Below are 20772 nucleotides of genomic sequence, written 5' to 3'. Positions count from 1 at the left end.
CTATGAATTTTGACTACAGTAAAAAATCAATAGCACTCCAAGAAAAACTAAAGGCTTTCATTGCCGAACATCTCCTTCCGGTAGAGCATGAGGTCGATGCCTATAACCTTGACCCAAAAAACGTATGGACCAAATGGCCCGGATTGGAAAATCTAAAAGCGAAGGCCAAAGCAGAAGGCCTGTGGAACCTTTTTCTTCCAACGAGTTATGGAGATTATAGCGCAGGACTCACCAATTTGGAATACGCACCATTGGCTGAACTAATGGGTCGCATCCTGTGGGCCTCGGAAGTCTTTAATTGTAGTCCACCGGATACCGGCAATATGGAAGTCTTGGCGAAGTACGGAACTCCAGAGCAGCAAAAAAAATGGCTACAGCCCTTACTGGATGGGAACATTCGTTCGGCTTTCTTAATGACCGAGCCAGATGTAGCCTCCTCCGACGCCACCAACATTGAAACAGCTATCGTTGCCGATGAAGACGCATATGTGATCAACGGAAAAAAGTGGTGGTCATCAGGAGCGATGGACCCAGAATGCAAAATAGCCATTGTCATGGGAAAGACGGATATTGACGCCCCACGGCATGTACAACAAAGTATGATTCTGGTTCCCATGGACACACCGGGATTAACCATCGTTAGACATCTACCTGTATTTGGCTACAGTGATTCTCCCGAAGGGCATGCCGAAATTCTTTTGGACAACGTACGGGTTCCAAAATCAAATATATTGGTAGGGGAAGGAAAAGGATTTGAAATTGCCCAAGGCCGACTAGGGCCTGGTCGGATACACCATTGCATGCGACTTATAGGTATGGCGCAGCGGTCCTTGGAATTAATGTCCGAAAGAACGGTAGCCCGCAAACCCTTTGGACGTACCCTGGATACCTACAGCAGCATCCGGCAGGACATTGCAAAATCGGTCTGTGAAATTCAGCAAGCACGCCTATTGACCCTCTCCGCAGCGGATAAAATGGATAAGCAAGGAAACAAGGAGGCGAAAGACCTCATAGCCATGATCAAAATTGTGGCACCCAATATGGCCCTTAAGGTCATTGACCGCGCCATGCAGATCATGGGCGGCAAAGGCGTAAGTGATGACACGCCCTTGGCACACTTTTATGCGGCGGCACGGACCCTCCGTTTGGCCGATGGCCCGGATGAGGTGCACATGAGTCAACTGGGCAAGAACACCATCAAAAAATACACAAAGGGGTAATCATGGCAATAATCCAAACCACAAAACCGGTAAGAAAAGGGGAAGAACTTCCAGAAGAAAAAATAAAACAGTTTCTTTTGGAACGGCAGCTATTGAATTCCGTACAGAGTGAATTAAAGGTAAGTCAGTTTGCCAATGGCTATTCCAATCTCACTTATTCGTTACAGATTGAAGACAAGGAGCTCGTACTCCGTAGACCCCCATTTTCGGCCCCAAAACGGGGTCATGATATGGGTCGCGAATACAAGGTACTAAAACACTTGAACCCCGTTTTTAACAAAGCGCCTAAAGCTTACGCCTTTTGCGAGGATACCAGCCGCATTGGTGCGCCATTTTACATCATGGAAAAGGTAAACGGTATCATTTTGACCGCCAAAAGTGCCCGCCAAAAAAAGGTAACACCAAAGGCGTTTAAAACGATTGCCAATACTTGGCTGGACACCTTTGTAGCGTTCCATCAAATTGATTACAAGGCAGCAGGCCTGGCCGATTTAGGAAGACCGGAAGGCTATGTGGAACGCCAAGTCCGTAATTGGGGCAAGCAATATCTGGCAGCTGCCACCGATGACGTACCCGTAGCAGCAAAAGTGATGGCCTGGATGCAAGAAGAGCAACCAAAGCACTATGATCATTCCCTCATTCACAACGATTTTAAATACGACAATGTCGTTTTTAAAGACGATAGCTGGTCAGAAATTGCCGCCATCTTGGATTGGGAGATGTGTACGCTAGGAGACCCGTTAATGGACTTGGGCACGTCTCTGGGGTATTGGACCACTGCAACCGACCCTGACATCATGAAACAAGGCCTGCCCTCCCCTACCGTTATGGAAGGCAATCCCAGTAGAACGGACATCGTGCAGGAGTATGCGCTAAAGAGTGGAAGACGTATGGACAAGCTTGTTTTTTATTATGTATACGGACTGTTTAAAATTGCCGTTATCGCCCAGCAGATCTATTACCGTTACAAACATGGCCATACACAAGACCCGAAATTTGCACATCTGAACAAAGCGTCGGAACTATGTTGCCATACGGCGTGGCAAGCCATTCAAAAAAATAAGATCGACGATTTATATTGAACTGGCGAATCCTAAGAAAGACAAAAAGATATTGGTATTCAAACTAAAACAAGCACGATAAACAGTCGAGAATAAATGTACTAAATCAGAGCTTTCCGCCAGAGCGAGAAAGAATAACACACACGATTCATGAATTTAAAAAATAAAATAGTCATTATCACCGGTGCCGGTAGCGGCATTGGAGCGGCAACGGCCAAACTCTTTGGGACACATGGCGCTACGATCATCGTTTCGGACATCCATCTGGAAAACGCCAAAAAGACGGTTAGCGAAATACGAACGGTGGGCGGAAAAGCAGAAGCGATGGAAACAGATGTGACACATTTTAAGGCCGTGGAAGATTTGATTGCAGAAACCGTAGCAAAACATGGTCACTTGGATGTTATGGTGAACAACGCCGGTATAGGTGGCAAGAAGCAGCTCAAAACCGCCGAGCACTCGCACGAGGATTGGCACAATGTTATTGCCGTAAACCAAACGGGTGTTTTTTACTGTATGCAGGTAGCGTTAAAACAGATGACCGATCAGGGCTTTGGCAATATCGTAAATGTGGCTTCTTTGGCAGGACTAAAAGCTTCCGGAAACAATCTTTCCTACAGTGCAAGCAAATACGCGGTTGTAGGGATGACGAAATCCGCCGCCTTGGAATACGGCAGAAAAAAGATTCGCATCAATGCGGTGTGTCCCGGTTTTACCCGATCGGCCTTACTTGATCAATTACTCACCTCTAGTCCCACTATAGAAGATAAATTAAAACGTATGATTCCCATGGGCCGTTTTGGCGAGGCAGGGGAAATTGCCGAAGCTATATGTTGGCTAGCTTCCGATAATTCTAAATTTATAACAGGACAAACCATAACCTTGGACGGGGGAACATCGCTTTAGATACGTTGATTTTAAGCTAAAACGATATATTCAAAAGAGAAACCTATACATGACATTTTAGAACGTTGGTAGTGCGCGGTAGCAGTGGTCAGTGATAGTGGTAGCTTTGAACATATAATCTAGCAAGGAGTTTAAAAAAAACCTCCTTTAGTAGGATAGAAAAGACGATACTTAAAATGGAGACAAGTAAAATGAAAAACCTTATACTAACGAAAAAAAAAGGCTTTACACTAGTTCAAATGAACCGTGGTAAAGTGAACGCCATCAACCATGAAATGGTCAACGAATTGCGCAAAACATTTGCCGATCTGGAAAAAGACCCAGAAGTAAAAGGTGTCATACTTACGGGACAGCCACACTATTTTTCTGCGGGACTGGATTTGATTGCGCTTATGGAATACGACAAAAGTCAGATTTCAGATTTTTTTGATGACTTTGGAAGTTTGTATGCGGAATTGGTACGATTCAAAAAACCGTTTATCTCCGCTATTACCGGTCATGCACCGGCCGGTGGGTCCGTACTTGCCGTTACCAGTGACAACCGCTATATGGCCGATGGAGACAACTATGTTATCGGGCTCAATGAAGTGGCGGTCAACATTCAAATTAGTCAAAACTTGACTGAAATCTATGCCTTTTGGATGGGAGATGGTCTGGCTAGTCGCTATCTTTTAGAGGGTAAATTATTATCCGGAAAAGAAGCGGTAGCAGCCGGCTTGGTAGATGAGCTCCTTCCCTTGGAACATGTATTGGACAGAGCTGAGCAACGGATGAAAAAATACTTAGAGGCAGATGAAGAGATTCTGCTTAATACCAAACAAAAAGTGAGGAAACACCTGTTGGCCAAAGTGGATGCCAAAGCCGGAAGCGCATTAAAAGAAGCCGCCAGACTTTGGTGGAAACCAGCCATTAGGGCAAAAATGGAAGCGTATGTGGCTAGCTTTTCCGGTAAAAAGAAGTGAAATCACAAGATGTACAAATACTAGAAATCATCTCATTTCGAGCACAGTGGAGAACTTGAACCACTAAACTTCTAACGTATTTCGACCGCGCTCAATATGATATAGTTTTCAAAAGAAAACGTCTTAAATAAAAAAACAGATTACTCATGAACAAACAACTATTATTCGTAAAAAGACCAGTTGGTGCAGCGGATGCTTCCACTTGGGAGTTGGTAAGCAATCCCATCCCAGAAATAGAGGAAGGGCAAATCTTGATCAAACAACATTATGTATCCTTAGATCCGGCCATGCGCGGATGGATGAACAATGTAAAATCCTATATCGCCCCAATGGAAATTGGCTCGGTGATGCGCGCGGGATCTGTTGGTGAAATTATCCAATCGAAAAATCCAAAATTCGAGGTCGGTCAATATGTGGCCGGCACGGGAGGCGTTCAGCAATATGCCGTTACGGACGGTGAAGGCTACTACCTTGTCGATCCCAAAATGGCACCTTTGCCCACCTACATAGGCACCTTGGGAATGACGGGGATGACCGCCTATTTTGGTATCACCGAAGTCGGGAAAATAAAAGAAGGAGACGTGGTATTGGTTTCCGGTGCTGCTGGTGCGGTAGGAAGCGTCGTGGGACAAGTGGCAAAAATAAAGGGCTGTACCGTAGTGGGTATTGCTGGCGGAGCTGATAAGTGCACCTATGTTGTAGAAGAATTGGGTTTTGATGCCTGTATCGATTACAAAAATGAAAACGTAGCTACAAAACTAAAGGAACATTGCCCCAAAGGCATCGATGTTTATTTTGACAATGTAGGGGGCGAGATTTTGGATATTGCCCTAACCCGCTTACGTCGTCATGCGCGCATCGTTATTTGTGGCGCCATTTCGCAGTACAATAACAAAACGGCAATTAAAGGCCCTAGTAATTACCTTTCACTTTTGGTCAACCGAGCCAGTATGCAAGGTATGGTAGTCTTTGATTACGCAGATCGCTACCGAGAAGGAGCGATGCAATTGGGCCAATGGATGGCGGAAGGCAAGCTTAAGAGCAGAGAAGCGATTTATGAAGGTATCGAAAATTTCCCTGAGACGTATAACCGACTATTTAGCGGGGATAAAAAAGGAAAGTTGGTCTTAAAGGTAATCGAGTGATTGCGGTTAGATGTTAGAAAACTATATTGTTTGACAGACTTAAAAAAAAATAGTTTGAAATACTATTTTCAGTTACCGAACAGCTCCTTACCCATGCAGGGGAAGGCGTATTGTATTCGGACTTTTTCGTCGGAATACAATACGAAAGGGGTAGAACCCAAACTCCGGCTCGAAACGCCTAGTGGTAGATTTTAGATGCAAATAATAAAAGTAAAAGGCGCAGCGCTTAAAACCAGATAGATACTGATCTAAATTCAGCATAAATGAAAGCAATACGATGTAAGACCTATGGACCTCCTTCCATGCTAGTGCTAGAGGATGTAGCAAACTTAAAACCGGGAAAGCGTGAAGTGCTTGTCAACGTAAAAGCATGTGGGGTAAATTTTCCGGATACCTTGATTATCCAGGGACTATATCAGTTTAAACCGCAGCTTCCATTCACACCTGGGAGTGATGTATCAGGGGTGGTAAAAGCCGTAGGTGAAGAGATAGAACAGCTACATGTAGGGGATGAAGTTTTTGGTTTTGTCGCCCATGGCGCCATGGCCGAAGAGGTTTTGATTCCCGCAAACGCGTGTTTCCCAAAACCACCACAAATGGACTTTCCCATAGCGGCATCTTTTATGATGGCCTATGGCACCTCCTTCCATGCACTTAAAGATCGGGCAAAACTTCAAAAAGGAGAAACCCTTTTGGTATTAGGCGCTTCAGGCGGTGTTGGGTTGGCCGCAGTGGAATTAGGTAAACGTATGGGTGCCCATGTAATTGCCGCAGCTTCTTCGGATGAAAAATTAGAACTATGCAGGCAGTATGGCGCGGACGAAACCATTAATTATAGCACGGAAGATCTTAAATCGACCATAAAAGCATTGACCCATAAGAAAGGGGTCGATGTTATTTATGATCCCGTAGGTGGAGATTATAGTGAATCCGCCTTTAGAGGTATGGCTTGGAATGGCAGGTATTTGGTCGTAGGATTTGCATCGGGCCATATTCCTAAACTTCCGCTAAACCTACCTTTGTTGAAAGGCGCTTCGGTGGTGGGTGTTTTTTGGGGTGGTTTTGCCATGGGACAACCCAAGGAAAATATGCGCAATACGAAAATCTTAATGCAATGGTATGCCGAGGGAAAATTAAGACCACATATAGACAAGTTATACGAACTTAAAGACGCCCCAAAAGCGCTTAAAGCTATGATGCAAAGAAAGGTGAAAGGGAAACTAGTAATAGATGTGAGACATGAGATTTGAGATTTGAGATAGCGTTACGCAAGAGACTTTTTCACCCATTAGGTTTTTAGGAGAAGCGAAACAAATTTCAAGTAGTTAAAAGGCTAAACGTGACGAAGTAATCGGGTTAAAAAGTGGGTAGTGGGTAGTTTTTAGAGGGTAGTAAAATTGATGTGTTAGGCCTTATAATTTAAAACGTCTTTACGAGAAGCGAAACAAATTTTCAAGTATCGAAAAGGTTTATCGCGACGAAGTAATCTGTTTGAAAAGCGGGTAGTTTTTGGTGTGGTTTAAAACTGTTTCATGTTTCATGGGTTTAAGGTTAATGACTTCTGATAGCTCATAGCGTAAGGCGCACAGCGAACAGCCATTTTCAAACTTGAACTTGAACCCTCCTGCTTCGGCGGACAGATCCTGCGGCGGGTAGGCTTGATACTTGTATTTGAACTTGTATTTGTAATTGTAATTGAACTTAATATAAAAACTATGAGATTAAAAGATAAAGTAGCCATCGTAACCGGCGGCGCCAGGGGCATTGGAGAAGCTATTGCAACACTGTTCGCCAAGGAAGGAGCCCGTGTTATACTAATTGATTTGTTGCCCGAAGGACAAGACGTTGCAGATCGTATCATCGCCGATGGCGGCATTGCCGAATATCATTGTGTTTCCGTAACGGATAAAAGCACCATTGCTACACTATTTGAAAATGTCCACAAAACTTATGGTAAAATTGATATCCTCATCAATAATGCCGGCATCACCCGTGACCGTACCTTAGAAAAAATGAGTTTGGAGGAGTGGGATGCGGTTATCGATGTAAACCTAAAAGGGGTATTTATTTGCACACAGGCGGTTGCACCTTATATGAAAGCAAACAACTATGGCCGTATTGTTAGTGCAGCTTCCAACGTGGGACTACGCGGTAATTTTGGCCAGACGAATTATGCAGCTACTAAAGCAGGCGTTATTGCCATGTCAAAAACGTGGACTATGGAACTGGGCAAATATGGCATTACCGCAAACGCAGTTGCACCTGGTTTTACGCTTACGGACATGGTCGCAGACATTCCAACCGCGCATTTAGATGCCATCAAGGCAAGTATTCCCCTGAAAACCGCCGCAGCACCCATTGATATCGCCTATGGCTATTTATACCTTGCCTCCGACGAAGCACGATTCGTTTCCGGTATTTGTTTGACTATTGATGGCGGAACCGCTAGGTAAAACAACGTTACTGGACGAACGTAGCTTCATTTGCAGAAGAAACAAAATTTTTTCGCATAACCATTTTTAGTTTCCAGTAGCGGTTCACAGTTCGTAAAGCATTTACGTCCTATTTTAAACTGCCGATTCAACCTAAGGGACTGGTTGTTTTCAGCTAACATGTAAAACTCATTCTAAGATAAATATAAACTATGGCACAAATACACATATCAGATTTCATAGAATTCAAAACAATAGTAGGCAAAGAACTTCCGGCTGGGGCATGGTTGACCATTACACAGGAGATGATCAACGATTTCGCCAAAGCCACTCAGGATTTTCAATGGGTACATGTCGATCTTGAAAAAATAAAGAAACACTCCCCGTTTAAAAAACCCATTGCCCATGGTTTTCTATCCGTCTCCCTTTTGTCCAAACTACTGACCGAGCTTATTACGGTTGATTCGGCCACTATGGGCGTAAATTATGGATTAAACAAAGTGCGCTTTCCTAGTCCGGTTCCGGTCAATAGCCAAATTCGCTTGCACACCATCATTTCGGCCGCAGAAGATTATGGTGACAATGGACTAAAAATCACCTGGAACTGTAGCGTTGAGATCAAAGACGTGGAAAAACCGGCTTGCGTGGCCGAATTCATCAGTTTACTATTCGCGTAAACCCTAAACTTAAAAATTTACATTTACATGTCGTTCTACCAACAACTAGCCGCAATAGGCTCTCGCTTCGTTAGTAAACATATCCTATTTAAACATGGTTTCAATTGGTCGCCCATGTATCGCAGAAGCTCTGCAAAAATCATCGATATTTCTAAAGATTTCTTACAAATTCGTATCAAACTGGCCTACAGTTATACGAACAAAAACTTTGTAGGCTCCATTTTTGGCGGCAGTATGTTCGCAGCCGTAGACCCCATACCCATGACCCAATTGATGCAAATCCTTGGTGAAGACTATGTGGTTTGGGACAAGTCTGCCGAAATCTATTTCAAACGCCCTGCCCGCGAGGTTTTGTTTGCCGATTTTCATTTTCGTACCGATGAACTGGAGGCCATAAGGAAGAAGGTATCCGCAGAAAAAGAAATTGATATCATAAAGACAACCCATCTAACCAATAAAGACAAGAACACCGTGTTCTGCGAAATCCGGAAAACCATTTATATCGCTGACAAAACCTTTTATAAACAAAAACGAAAACTAAAAAAACAGGCTGTTTAAACCAGTTAAATTATTTGTACATTATACTGTTTTACATTGACTTATACTCTATAACATACCGCGCCATGACCAGACTATTTGACCTTTTGCACCACCAAGTTGCCCAATTCCCTATGGATAATGCCTTAAATGCAAGGGCAGCCAATGGCGGGTGGACATCCTATAGCTCCAAAAAAGTATTGGAAATGTCAGAAAAAGCGGCTTCAGGATTATTAAATTTAGGTTTTAAGCCTGGTGATAAAATTGCCATATCTTCTTACAAGAACAGACCGGAATGGGTGATTATGGACTTTGCCATACAAATGGCCGGAATGATCAGTATTCCCTTGTACCCCACCATAAGTCCAAACGAATACGAATACATTTTGAACGAAGCTGAGGTCAAAGCAGCCTTTTGCGGTGGATTGGATCTGTTCGATAAACTAAGTCAAGCACAAAAGAACTGTACAACCCTTACCCATATTTACACCTTTGACCAAGATGCTACAGGTACGTTTTGGGAAACAATTTTAGATTCTTCAAAACAACATGAAGTAGAAAGGATAAAGGCAGATATAAAAGCGGAAGACTTGGCGACCATTATTTATACCTCGGGTACTACAGGTAACCCAAAAGGGGTGATGCTGTCACATAGTAACATCATGCATGTTATTTTAGAAACCTCAAAATTTCTTCCACTAAAACCAGGCGAAAAATCCATTAGCTTTTTGCCTTTATGCCATGTCTACGAGCGTGCAGTCTCCTTTGCCTATTGTTACAAAGGAGCCGCGGTGTACTTTTGTGGAACCGACAATCTTAGTGGACCCGAAGGCGATTTGGCAAGCGTACGTCCTGTAGTGTTCTCCACCGTACCCAGATTGTTGGAAAAGGTGTACGAAGCCATTTACAATAAGGGACTTGCTTTGGAAGGTGTAAAGAAAAAACTCTTTTTTTGGGCCTTGGGCCTAACGGAAGATTTTGAACTGGATCAAAAACTTTCGTTTACCAAAAAGTTAAAATGGAAGGTGGCGGATAAACTGATTTTTAGCAAATGGCGCGATGCCCTAGGAGGTAATATACGAATGATCGTTACAGGCGCGGCTCCTTGTCCGTCAAAAATACTTAGCGTTTTCTGTGCTGCAGGAATTCCCGTTCGAGAGGCCTATGGCCTTACGGAAACTTCTCCTACCCTTACGATAAACAGTTTGGAGGCCGATGGTACATTAATCGGTACCGTTGGCTATGCGATTCCAGGGGTTTCATTAAAGATAGATGCCTCGGACGGTAATTATGCCGAGAATGAAGGTGAAATATTGGCACACGGCCCCAATGTAATGCAAGGCTACTACAAGAAGTCGGAGATCAACGCCCAAGTCTTTAAAGAGATTGATGGCAAACGATATTTCTGTACCGGGGATATTGGTAAACTGGTGAAAGGAAAATCGGGACAGGAATTCCTGAAAATCACCGACCGTAAAAAAGAATTGTTAAAAACATCCGGAGGAAAATATGTGGCCCCTTCCCCTATCGAGAATAAAATGAAAGAAGACTTTTTAATAGAACAGATGATGGTGGTAGGCGACAAGCAAAAATTTGTAACGGCACTCATTGTTCCTGCCGAAGCCGCGCTGCAAAACTGGTGCGAACACAAAAAAATTGATTGGACCAGCTTGGAGGATATGATTACCATTGAAGCAGTTATCGCCAAATATGAGAAAGTAATCGGGCTTTACAACCCTCAATTCAGCCATATAGAACAAGTAAAAAAGTTCAAGCTTATCAGTTCGTCTTGGCTACCGGTGCACGAAGATGGTGCAGCAGCGGAACTAACACCCACCCTTAAACTAAAACGCAGAGTGATACGGGAGAAGTTTAAAAAGGAAATTGAGGAAATGTATGCGTAATTGCTTCGGCATCAACTAACCAAAACTATGCTTCTCGGCAAATGTAAATTGACGTAGCAACAGCGCTATCCATGGTCTAATTTGCAGTAGGATTATCGGTAACGCTAAAGGTTTTCGTCATGGTTATGGGCTTACCGTAAGATGTAAATCCGTTCAACATAATTTCATATTCACCGGTAATATCCGATGTAAAGAACTCAAATTCATAGGTATTTTTGTCAATGACAATATGGGGTTTCCAAAAAAGAATACTGCGATAGTCGGGAATGCGCGAATATCGATCATCCCCCTCATCGTACCGTTGGTTATAATAATTCTTTACCGGTTCCGGCTTTTTAAAATCGATTACCGAACTGTTCTCATACCCATGAGTTTCCAAATAATTACCATCAAAGGTCTCTACGGAAACAATACCTTGGTAATCGACCCCTCCTAACCTAAACTTATCACGGATCAAACTTATCTTTTCAATATTTCTGGCATCATACGTTCTGATCCTTTCATGGTTGGGTATAAAAACACCGTCGATAACTATAATGGATGAAAAATCATTGAACTCTTCATCATAAGTCTCATAGTCCTGTGCAACTTTGACAAAATCATTTGCCTTACCTCCATTTCTGTATCCGGCATTGGGAATAATCTCGACCATCGTCTCCTCAAAAGTTGGAAAACGAGTATAGTCGTCCAAAAACACGGTTTCCGGAGTTCCGCCATCAAACGGATCAATAGGATCGCCCTGTAAAACAGAGTCCGGTTTTACTTGAAAAAAATGATTTTCGATTTGATTTTGAACGCTGCGCGCCAGTATCGTTTCTTTATCCTTTTCGGATAAGGTGTAATTACTAAAACCTATAGTAGATATGTCCAAGTTCCCTGCGGCTCCCTTCTTAATGTTGTACCTGGCAGATTCGTCCTCTACCTGTACTACCGCTGTAGCGACTTTATAATCTTTCCTTAGATAGGAATAAAAATTACCATCGTCATCGGTTCTTGAAAATTTAAGTAAAAACTCCTTTCCCGGTATGGATATGACTACGGGTTTATCTACAACTGGGCTGCCATCCGCTGCGGTAACCGTACCAAAGAAAAGTTCTCCACGTTGCTCCGGCAGAAAGAGACTATCGCCTACCCGCTGTTTAATTTGTTTCTCCACATTAAAATAAGCATCGGCGTAACTTGTGGCATCCATGAACGAATCTCTGCCCAGTTGTTCCTTGCTCCTTACTTTGAGCGTGTACGCTCCATTTCCTAAATAACCTTTGTAATTTTTTAGGCTCAGTTTTACCTTTTCCCTTTTAGCATACCTTGTTTTATCAATGGAAAATGAAACCGTGGAAGAATCGATGACCCTACTTTCCCCACTTTTTGAATCTTTGTCAATGGCAACATTATCATCGGCCTTAGCCCATAATTTGGATTGATCGGCCAAGTAGGGGTTTATGATCACGATATCGTCCTTAAAGACTTGGGCAATGCCATTGTTCTTCATCCATTGGGTATAACCCAGAAGTTTGTAGTTCCCGGAGGGCACATCGGTTGAAATAAAGAAATCGCCTTGCCCCAGGCCGCCGTCCATTTTTAACTTGTGCTCAAAAACAAATTCCTTTTCATCGTTTACCAAAGCTACATAGGCTAGCCTACTTATATTCGTACGTTTGTTAGTTTGGGCATTGAAACAGTAGAGTGCATAGTAGAGATACTCACCAGCGAACAGCACCGGGCCCGTATGGTCTATATATACTTTTTCTTGGGGCAATTTTTTCAGACTTTCCAGTTCGGTAGGGCTTTTTACCACATATTGCGACCATACACCCAAGGAATACACTAGAAAAAGTAAACTAAAAATGACTTGTTTCTTCATAACTATTAGATTATTCTGTCCAAAAATCGGGGACTATATTACTTCCTAAAACGGTACAATCACCGCAAGCCCTACGGGCGGTCAAATAGGGGCCGGCAGGTGGAGCTACCTCTCCGTTATTATTTCTTACATAAACAAAAAAACCGCTATCGATCGCGTCCTTTAATGGTGATGTTCCTGCAGGTGTTAGCTCTGATGGTGCTCCCAAAAAACTACAACGTATGGCATAAGGCGGCAAATCTTCATCAGGAAAAAACGCTTCATAATTAAAGAACAATCGTTCTTGACTCACATTGGCCACTTCAAAATACCCCAATACTTTTTCGTTGGGATTGCCTGTATTTGACACATTGCCCTCAATAAAACCGGGTTGAATTTCCGTAAAAAGACTCTGGTTGCCCGATTGTTCGTTTAACGTACGATAAAAAGAATAGGCATCCGCAGACTGAACAAGTTGCCGCACCAATATGCTATACCGATGACTGATAATAAAATCATCGCTTGGAATAAAACGCACCAAATTTCGGTTGACTTGATTCCCCGTCCTACCAAGGTTGGAAATCTGTATGATCGTATTGCTCAACCGGGTGCCATAACAAACCCGTTCTTCTTGCTCCCTTGCCACCAAATCAAATCCATAGGGTGGATTGGGATCGGTGACCACCATGTCAAAAGGCGACCATAGCGGCGCTATGATTTTATAGGTTTCCTCATATTGATACCGTAAAAAAGGCGCTTCACCCGGCATAACCTCTGAATCTACGTAGATGGCGATACCTTCCACACCCAAGTCATTGATAATACGTTCCGCATAAACTGCCGCTATCGTGGCGGTCTCGGGCAAAGAAACCAATTTGGATGTATAGGAACTGCCCTGCGCGGTCTGTATGTTCAATTGATAAGTGGTATTGGGCAAAGCTTGGAACATTTGATCGGAAACGTAGCGCCCAGGTTCCGTTTCAGTAAATGAAAAGCGGTTGCCGTTACCATCAACAACGGACACGTTTGCGTTTTGGGTAACGGGCTGTAGGGAATCATTGGCAAAACTCCTACCCCTTCCCAATACCACCACCTGTTGCTTTAGTTCATTGGTGACCGTAGCTTCCACCACCAAAAAATTTTCAATGTTTTCACCTGTTTCGACTTCACCGGAAATGTCAAAAGGTTCCACACAGCTTGCTAAAACCGATACTATACCCAATATGTAAACTAATTTTCTCATTCTTCCGTCCAAAATTCAGGTACTATGTTACTGCCCACTATATTACAATCACCACATATCGTAGGGGTCACTTGATATGGCCCCTCGCAAACTCCAGGGTCATTACTACCTAGCCATTCAACGAGCCCAAGTTTGATTCTAGGCACCAAAGGTTGGGGACATTGTTCATTTGGTGGAGGAGGAGGGCCATCACGCTCCGGGTCTCCTAAAATTGGTGCTAAAAACCGATCACAGGTCACGGTGCCAAAATAAGGTGGTAAGGGTTCTCCGGGATAAAAATCTTCATAGTTAAAATAGAGGCGTTGCTTAGCAACACTACTTACATCAAAAAAACCAATTACTTTATTCTGTGAGGATTCGCTTGCGATATTCCCTTCTAATGGGCCTGGTTGTATTTGACTGAATACTAGCTCGCTTTGGGTAAAATTTCTGAGATTTTCATAGAATTGATAGGACTCAAAGGCTACGGCCATCTGCTTGACCATAATACTATATCGGTGCGATAAAATGGGGTTATTACTGTTAATAAAACGCAGTTGGTTCCTGATTACCGTATTATTATCCAGCCCGGAAACATCCGCAACCAAAATATCCTGAGAAGGGTCGGTCTTAAAACAAACCCGCTCTTCCCGCTTCTTCTCTATCAATCGTACTGCCGGAACTGTAAATCCAATTAAATCTCCGGTGTCCTCATCCAAAATGGGTTCCCCTCCCTCCTCGATGATTTCAAATTCAAAAGGTCTCCAATTCGGGGCAATAATTTTATAGGTTTCCTCAAAAGCATATCTAAAATAAGATGTTTCGTTTGTGGGGTCTGTCGTATCCACAAAAATGCCCATTCCGTCCACACCGGTATCGGAGGTGACACGTTCTGCATACAGGTCATTTATCCGGGAACTCCCTATTATACGCATTTCCGTAGAGGCATATCTTGCCCCGTCCGCTGTGGTAATGTTTAAGACATACCCAGTATCACGTTCCGCAAAAAAGGTATCCGGTGCTTTATAGATGCCCGGTTCACTTTCGGTAAATACGATAAGATTGCCAGCGCTGGTTTGTGCCTCTACCGTTGCGTTTTGCTCTGGGGCCACATCCAGTCCCCTTGGGGAAATAAAAGGTGTATTCGGGTTAAACAATACATCATCTTCAACGTTAACGGTGCTATCGCTTTCTATGCGTCTAGACCTGCTCAACAAAACTTGCTGCACGGTACCTTGCTCATCGGTGAGATTGGCCTCCACTACCAGAATGCCGGAACTATCGGCAGTGGAATTCACTGCCGGACTTACATCAATAGGTTCGATACAGCTTGATAAAGCCATAATGCTAAGTAGTAGTATGTAAGTTCGTTTTCTCATTCTTCTGTCCAAAATTCCGGTACGATGTTACTTCCTAGGGCCGTGCAATCTCCGCAAAGTTTAAAAACATACACATAGGGGCCTGGGCAAATACCAACCGCCAAGCCATCATTATTACGAACATAAGTGTACAAATCCAAGTTTACTCCTTCAATAATCGATAACGGGCAACCTCCTCCACTTAAACCGGTAGCGCAACGAGATACATGAGATTCGGGTGAGGACTGCTCAAAACAAGGAGAGGGATAATCCGGCAATTCTTCATTGGGATAAAAGTCGGTATAATTAAAAAACAGTCGCTTTTTAGATACCGAAACCACGTCAAAGAAACCAAGCACCGTTCCTTGGCTACCGTCATCGGCCACGATATTACCCTCTAGAAAACCCGGTTGTATTTGGGTGAAAATATTCCCTGTTTGGCTAAAATTATTCAGTAAGTCATAGAAACCATAAGACTCTTGACTCGTTACCATTTCCGTTACCTCGATACTGTACCGATGGGATAGAATGAAATCATTTCGGTCAATAAACCGGACCATAAAGCGATTTAAACCAGTACTCTCAGGATTTGTTTGCTGCGCCTGTATAATGGTATTGGAACTTTTACTTCCATAACAAACTCGTTGCTCTGTTTCTCGTGGTACTATTTCTAGATCATAGGTTACTACAGGAAGGGCACAGGGGTCGTAATTACTTAGTTTAAAAGCAAGTTCATCCCAAAAAGGAGCAATTATCTTATAGGTTTCGTCATACGTGTATCTTAAGTTTCTAACATCACCACTCTGAGCCGTATTATCTATAAAAATCCCAATACCTTCCTCGCCATTATCGTTCACTATTTTTTCAGCATATAATTCCTCTATTGCCGATATTCCTCCTATCTGCGTAGGAACAGAAGAAAAACTCCTATTGTCCGTGGTCATAACGTTTAGTTGGTATAAAACACCTACTTCTGCACTAAACGGTATTTCGGATCGGTAATTACCGGGACTTGTTTCTTCAAAATCAAACCTGTTGCCTATATCGTCCGTTACTAAAACGGTGGCATTTTCCTCATACCGCACTAAATCCCTATTGATATCAAATGTTGGTAAAAAAGGGTTTATGAGCGTATCTACTTCCAAATCTGTAATGGTATCCATCCTTGTAATCCGTATCCGTTGGTTTTTAAATTCATTGGTCAACGTCCCTTCAATAATCACGATATCCCTTGTCGTATCAATGGAACCAATAGCCAAATCTACCTCCTCTATACAGGAGATAACTGAAAACAAAAGCGCTATTGAAAGGATTATTTTTTTCATTCTTCTGTCCAAAATTCAGGTACGACCGTACTCCCAAACTCCCTGCAATCGACACAGCCCAAAGGCTTCACCAAAAAGGGCGCGGCACCCCCTACTCCTCCTTCCCTAGCTATATAATCCTCATAGTCCTCGTTATCTGCATGATAGGCATACAGGCCTGTTAATATACCATCGATCAAAGGGGATCCATTGGTGCCGTCTATTATAAATCCATCCCCATCCGGTGCCGGTGTAATATGGAAACCTTCTGGGTACAGCGGAGGGGCTCCTGTAAAACAGTTTGTTAAATACGGAGGCAAGGGTTCGTTTGGGAAAAAATCATCATAATCAAAAAATAGTCGTTTCTCACTGTAAGAGCTCAATTCAAAATAACCGAACACCAGGGATTTACCAGAATTCTGAACGGTTATGTTGCCTTCTAAGCCTCCGGTCTGAACGTTACTAAAAATACTTTCCGCACTTGAAAAATCCTTCAACAAACTAAAAAAGGAATTTGCATTGACATCATGATGGTACTGCTTTACCAAAATACTGTACCTGTGGGAAATCGCATACGTATCGCTGTGCAAAAATCGCACCTCAAAATCATCTACACTATTGGCGTTTAGTCCGGCAGTCGATGCTAAAATTATATCCTTAGAACTGTTGGTGCCGTAACAAATATTAACCAATTTATCACGTGCAGCAACAGTTACCTCCCAGCCATCGCCGTCGTTAATATCATAGTCAATCTCGTCCCAATCAAAAGGATTGGGGTCAGGGGCAAGAATTTTATAGGTCTCCTCATATTCGTAACGGTAGTAATTCTGGCCACTGAACCTATCTGTGTTATCAACCAAAATCGCAATGCCCTCTTTTTCGAAACCGTTGATTCTTTTTTCTGCACTAAGGTTTGTTATTTCAACTTTGTTAGGTAATGCGGCCTCGTCCGAAATATACCTTACCCCATCAACAGTTATAATTTCTAATGTATAGGACCTACCCTGCTCCAATGCAACAGCACTGTTTGTACTATAGGCTCCTGGAACCATTTCAGAAAAATCGATACGGGTACCGGTTTCGTTAATAATACTGACCTGTGCCCCGTTTTCGGGTAATGGCTCGGAATCTTGTAATGAAAAGGTTCGGGACAGAAAAATTGTTTGTCGAATGTTCTGATCGGAAATTCTAGCGTCTATAACAAGGGTACCCTCCAATACATCGGTAATATCCTCCGCCTCAAACTCTTCAATGCAACCGGCTAACCCACAGCATAAACCTAAGGTAAAAATCCACATCGCTATTTTAATCCGTTGACTTGCAGACACTTCTTAAAATTTAAAATTATAGGTAATCGATGGAATCGGTATCGCAAAAATGGAACTCTGCAATGCCTTTACCTCTCCGTTCTCTGTTACAAAAAACACCGAGTAGGGATTGTTCCTGCCCAACACATTATACACCGAAATCGTCACAAAACTATGGGCAAGCTTGTTCTTTTTGTGGTTGCCCTCGATATTGAAACCGAGGTCCAAACGGTAAAAATCCGGAATTCGAAATTCGTTACGGTTGCTAAAGGCAACAAAATCGGCATTATTGAACCGAAACGTACCGATCGGGTAGGTCACCGGCCTCCCTGTTTGGTATACAAAATTGGCCGATAGACTGTACCGTCTACTGAACTTGTAATTGGTAATAAGGCTTACATCATGGGGCTTATCGAAATTGGAGGCGAAAAAATCCCCGTTGTTGATCCGTTCCTCACTGAATTCACTATCAAATCGATATAAACTCCTGGAATACGTGTAACTCAACCAACCATTAAAATCGCCCCTGTTCTTTTTCAGCAACAGCTCTACCCCGTACGCCGTACCATCTCCCTGTAGCACCTCGGTCTCCACGTTTTCGTTCAAGAAGAGGTTGGCACCGGTCTTAAAATCGAGCACATTGTCCATTTTTTTGTAGTAGCCTTCCACGCTAAATTCGTATTCGTTTTCCTTGAAATTTTTATACAGCCCCAAGGAAGCCTGGTAGCCTTGTTGGGGCGCTATGTTCAGGTCCGATAATTTCCAAGTATCTATTGGCGATACCGTGGTGTTATTGGACAAGGTGTGCAGAAATTGGTAGGAATTGTTGAAACTTGCCTTAATGGACAGGTCCGGCTTCAGTAAATACCGTGCCGATACCCTGGCTTCGGGTCCGCCATAGGTCTTTACCACCTCCCCGTTGCCATAACTTATGGTATCCAGAACAGTGGACTCGTTTCGTGGTAATCCATCTTGGTACGTACGTTGTGTCCCGGAGCCCAGGGCCGCAAAAAAGGCGTACCTGAGTCCCAAATTCAACAACAGTTTTTCTCCTACATTAATTTCGTCCCCAACAAAAAGGGCGCCTTCCAAGGCTTGTTCTTGGTCTATAAAAACAGGGTTCACGTTGGATTCACCTCCCCTAGGCACGATACTGCCCGGATTTACCGAATACAGCTTTGCCGCCACGCCATAGTCCAAGGTATGCTTTTCGTTCAACAAGCTGCGGAGTTTGTACTTTACACCGGTTTCGGAAATGGTATAGTCCAGATCAAAATCTATGTTGGCCTCCCCGTCAAAATCAATCCCGAATCCGTAGCGGCTATTATCCACTACAAGGGCGCCATTGGTCTTTTCATTGTAACGATGGTCCCATCTCACCGAGAACAGTCTGTTGTCATAATTGTACAAAGAATCGGACGTGATGCTAAAGGCGTCTCGACTGTAATACGCAGTGGCCTTTACCTCATTATTGTCATCTATCCTATTATGATATTTAAGGATACCATCAAAGAAAGAAGCTTGACTATTTTTCAGGGCCTCGTCATCGAGGGAACGCAAAATCCAATCTGCATAAGCTCCTCTACCTCCCACCACCAATGAGGATTTATTTTTTTGCAAGGGAATCTCCAAAGCTAGGTTTCCGGTAACAGGACCAATGGACCCTTCACCGGAAATCTCCTCTACGTTTCCGTTTTTCGTACGGATATCAAAAACTGAGGATAAACGACCTCCGAACTCTACCGGCACAGCGCCTTTGTAAATATCCACGCCTTTTGTGGTAAAGGGATTCAGGGCCTGAAAAATACCGAAAAAATGCTGTGGGTTGTAGATGACGGCATCGTCCAAAAGCACCAAGTTCTGGTCTGTTTTTCCACCTCTTACATTGAGTCCGGTCGCCCCTTCGCCTGCCGATGAGATACCGGGCAGTGCCTTTGCCACTTGCAGAATATCGCGTTCCCCAAGTACTAAGGGTATATTCTTGGATTCTTCGGAATCTATCTGTTCGCTTCCCGTAATGGCATCTTCTACATTTTTCGCGGCATCGGCTTCAACGACTACCTCATCCAATTGTTGCAACCCTTCTTCCAATTGAAACGTAAGACTACCATCGCTGTACATGATTACTTCACGTTCCGTGGCAGCTATTCCCATGGCCCTTATACTGAGTACGTTGTACCCGGCGGGCAGTTCCATTTTAAAAGTACCATTGGCATCGGTTACACTCAATAGATTGGTTCCTTTCACTCGAATAGCCAGATCTTCTATGGCTTCTCCCGTGCGCGCATTGACCGCAGTACCGTTGAGCATGTAGGCCTGTTTTAGTTTGGTGGCATCGGCCTTACCAACCTTGGAAACCCCATATTTTTTTCGTGTTTGACGGATATCCTCGTTAAAAAATGTGGGTGGAGGCATATTTCTTGCTCCCCTTACCGTTCCGCTGTTAACATCGGAACTATCCCTGCCAAAAAAATAAAGAGGCAGTTCGTCATAGACTATCGTATTTTCCAATAGAAAAATCCGTTTTTCTTGCTCCAAAAGATAATGGTTCAGCGCAGTGCCTTCCAAGACTTGATCCAAAACCGAGGAAATGGGCTGCTCATTAAATGTTACCGTGATGGTATCTTTGGAAACCCAATCGGGCAAGAAAAAAAAGGCATAGCCACTTTGTTTCTCCAAATCCAAAATGATGTCCTTCAAAGGAGCCTTGGAATAAGATCCGGATACCACTTCTGATTCCTGACCAAAAGCTGTTGTGACAGCGAAAATCAAATAAAAGCCTAAAACAAGATTTTTTACATTAATACCGGTGTTGGGGAATCGTAAACTTAAACACGTAGTTTTTGAACTTTGAGTACGAGAAAAAAAAATCATTTGGCTTATTTCTAGTTGAT

16 protein-coding genes are annotated in these 20772 nt (G+C 43.2%); 10 read left to right on the top strand and 6 right to left on the bottom strand.

Annotated elements, in window-relative coordinates; translation table 11 throughout:
* Positions 1–2 precede the first annotated feature (2 nt).
* From ACFQZJ_RS03535 to ACFQZJ_RS03490, 10 genes are all read left to right on the top strand, one after another.
* Positions 3–1220, top strand: a complete 1218-nt coding sequence (locus ACFQZJ_RS03535) for an acyl-CoA dehydrogenase family protein (protein WP_379932359.1) — start codon at positions 3–5, stop codon at positions 1218–1220.
* A gap of 2 nt (positions 1221–1222) precedes the next feature.
* Positions 1223–2302 (top strand): phosphotransferase family protein, encoded by a 1080-nt coding sequence (locus ACFQZJ_RS03530; protein ID WP_379932357.1) that lies wholly within the window; start codon positions 1223–1225, stop codon positions 2300–2302.
* Positions 2303–2431: 129 nt separating this feature from the next.
* A complete protein-coding gene (locus ACFQZJ_RS03525) occupies positions 2432–3187 on the top strand; it encodes an SDR family NAD(P)-dependent oxidoreductase (protein ID WP_379932356.1) in 756 nt (251 codons plus the stop codon).
* Between the two features lie 191 nt (positions 3188–3378).
* Positions 3379–4149, top strand: coding sequence for an enoyl-CoA hydratase/isomerase family protein (locus ACFQZJ_RS03520; RefSeq protein ID WP_379932354.1), 771 nt, complete (start codon positions 3379–3381; stop codon positions 4147–4149).
* Between the two features lie 146 nt (positions 4150–4295).
* Entirely contained in the window at positions 4296–5294 is a 999-nt protein-coding gene (locus tag ACFQZJ_RS03515) for an NADP-dependent oxidoreductase (RefSeq protein WP_379932352.1), read from the top strand.
* A gap of 263 nt (positions 5295–5557) precedes the next feature.
* Positions 5558–6544 (top strand): NADPH:quinone oxidoreductase family protein, encoded by a 987-nt coding sequence (locus ACFQZJ_RS03510; RefSeq protein ID WP_379932351.1) that lies wholly within the window; start codon positions 5558–5560, stop codon positions 6542–6544.
* Between the two features lie 465 nt (positions 6545–7009).
* Positions 7010–7747, top strand: coding sequence for an SDR family NAD(P)-dependent oxidoreductase (locus tag ACFQZJ_RS03505; protein WP_379932349.1), 738 nt, complete (start codon positions 7010–7012; stop codon positions 7745–7747).
* Between the two features lie 191 nt (positions 7748–7938).
* Positions 7939–8403, top strand: a complete 465-nt coding sequence (locus ACFQZJ_RS03500; RefSeq protein WP_379932347.1) for a MaoC family dehydratase — start codon at positions 7939–7941, stop codon at positions 8401–8403.
* Between the two features lie 27 nt (positions 8404–8430).
* On the top strand, positions 8431–8961 hold the full coding sequence (locus tag ACFQZJ_RS03495; protein ID WP_379932345.1) for a PaaI family thioesterase: 531 nt from the start codon (positions 8431–8433) through the stop codon (positions 8959–8961).
* Positions 8962–9026: 65 nt separating this feature from the next.
* Entirely contained in the window at positions 9027–10844 is a 1818-nt protein-coding gene (locus ACFQZJ_RS03490; protein ID WP_379932343.1) for an AMP-dependent synthetase/ligase, read from the top strand.
* Positions 10845–10920: 76 nt separating this feature from the next.
* On the opposite strand, the gene ACFQZJ_RS03485 is transcribed toward ACFQZJ_RS03490, so the two are convergent.
* The 6 genes from ACFQZJ_RS03485 to ACFQZJ_RS03460 are packed head-to-tail and all read right to left on the bottom strand — an operon-like array spanning position 10921 to position 20752.
* Positions 10921–12708 carry a hypothetical protein gene (locus ACFQZJ_RS03485; RefSeq protein WP_379932341.1) on the bottom strand — a complete coding sequence of 596 codons (1788 nt, stop codon included), beginning with the start codon at positions 12706–12708 and terminating at the stop codon, positions 10921–10923.
* A gap of 10 nt (positions 12709–12718) precedes the next feature.
* Positions 12719–13930 (bottom strand): DUF4249 domain-containing protein, encoded by a 1212-nt coding sequence (locus ACFQZJ_RS03480; RefSeq protein WP_379932339.1) that lies wholly within the window; start codon positions 13928–13930, stop codon positions 12719–12721.
* The gene (locus tag ACFQZJ_RS03475; RefSeq protein WP_379932337.1) at positions 13927–15288 is read right to left on the bottom strand and encodes a DUF4249 domain-containing protein; all 1362 of its coding nucleotides are present in this window, start codon (positions 15286–15288) and stop codon (positions 13927–13929) included. Before ACFQZJ_RS03475 ends, ACFQZJ_RS03480 begins: the two co-directional genes overlap by 4 nt.
* Positions 15285–16592: a DUF4249 family protein gene (locus ACFQZJ_RS03470; protein WP_379932335.1), complete on the bottom strand. Its 1308-nt coding sequence runs from the start codon at positions 16590–16592 to the stop codon at positions 15285–15287. The genes ACFQZJ_RS03475 and ACFQZJ_RS03470 overlap by 4 nt, the downstream gene beginning before the upstream one ends.
* Complete coding sequence (locus ACFQZJ_RS03465; protein WP_379932333.1) at positions 16589–17899, bottom strand: DUF4249 domain-containing protein; 1311 nt, start codon at positions 17897–17899, stop codon at positions 16589–16591. Before ACFQZJ_RS03465 ends, ACFQZJ_RS03470 begins: the two co-directional genes overlap by 4 nt.
* A gap of 3 nt (positions 17900–17902) precedes the next feature.
* Positions 17903–20752 (bottom strand): TonB-dependent receptor, encoded by a 2850-nt coding sequence (locus tag ACFQZJ_RS03460; RefSeq protein ID WP_379932331.1) that lies wholly within the window; start codon positions 20750–20752, stop codon positions 17903–17905.
* Positions 20753–20772 lie beyond the last annotated feature (20 nt).

Origin of the sequence: Maribacter chungangensis (assembly GCF_042676845.1) — a bacterium.
Lineage (GTDB): Bacteria > Bacteroidota > Bacteroidia > Flavobacteriales > Flavobacteriaceae > Maribacter > Maribacter chungangensis.
This window is presented reverse-complemented; position numbering and strand designations above follow the sequence as displayed.